Origin of the sequence: Roseinatronobacter ekhonensis (assembly GCF_900499075.1) — a bacterium.
Classification (GTDB): Bacteria; Pseudomonadota; Alphaproteobacteria; order Rhodobacterales; family Rhodobacteraceae; genus Roseinatronobacter; species Roseinatronobacter ekhonensis.
The window spans coordinates 1-991 of the sequence record NZ_UIHC01000175.1 but is presented as its reverse complement, the minus strand read 5'-3'; the positions used below and the strand labels follow the sequence as shown (position 1 = coordinate 991).

2 protein-coding genes are annotated in these 991 nt (G+C 53.0%); both read right to left on the bottom strand.

Going from position 1 to position 991, the window contains the following annotated elements:
• Positions 1–104 precede the first annotated feature (104 nt).
• Positions 105–326, bottom strand: coding sequence for a DUF1269 domain-containing protein (locus tag ROE7235_RS19700; protein WP_183073609.1), 222 nt, complete (start codon positions 324–326; stop codon positions 105–107).
• 155 nt (positions 327–481) lie between these two features.
• A complete protein-coding gene (locus tag ROE7235_RS19695; protein ID WP_093925319.1) occupies positions 482–718 on the bottom strand; it encodes a hypothetical protein in 237 nt (78 codons plus the stop codon).
• Between the last annotated feature and the right edge of the window lie 273 nt (positions 719–991).

Sequence of the window (991 nt, the reverse complement as noted above, 5' to 3'; positions counted from 1 at the left end):
AAATGGCGCAAACTCGACGGCGCAAGCCGCATGCCTGAGATCATCCAGGGGATTGAATTCAAGGACGGGATCAAGCAACTTCAAAAAGCCGCCTAATCACGCCGTCACCAACTTTCGGGCATAGCTCCCCAAAACGCACCACCGGTGGCACCTACGGTCCACATATTGACCATCTGGTCCAGCTTGATGTTCCGGTCGTTGTCCGCTGTCGCGATAACGGCATCCGCAATCTCCACAAGATATTCTTTTGCCATTCCGAAGAGTTCATAACGTGCGGCCTCCGCATTGGCGGGTGTGTCATAGGCAACGACGATGAGTTCAGACATTCGATATTCCTTTGTGGATTTGCCAGCATTTCAGGTTCTAACTGTGGCTGAAGATGCGTGATTGTTGGGTCAGTGCGGCTGTGGTCAGGGTCTGTGCTATGACGGCGCCAATCCGCTTTGGCTGCCAAACTGTCGCAAATGGTAAAACGCCTCAATCAGGGTCTACGGACAGAATTTCCACCTGTGATGATCCGGTTGATCAGTGCGGCGACTGCCTTATGGTTTTTGATCTCAATGTCAGAACCCCCTGCATTTTCATTTGCGGTGGCGGCATCTTTGAGGACGCCCATGATCTCGTTTTCTGGCAGGACCTTTGCATCGTTCAGCGCAAGAAGCAGCGCTTCGCAGATTGATAAGGCGGCCACACCAGAAGTCGTGCTATGGTTAGACATACTGTTGCCTCTCCTGGTTATTGCGCGCGCGCAGGAAGCCTGTGCGGCGGTAAATACAGTCTGTCAAAGATCCGGTCCCTTTGAGCTGATCGACATCAGTCCGGTCGGTTTCGCTCGGATAAGTGACCAACACGATTTGTGGAAAGGAGAAACGCGCGAAAGTTGGTGATGCCCTGAGGGGCGGCATATCATGGCGGTGTTCAGACGCCGTCAATTCTCAGTCGAGAAAGGGATATGCCACATGCCAGAGACTACCATCACTGAACTGCCCGA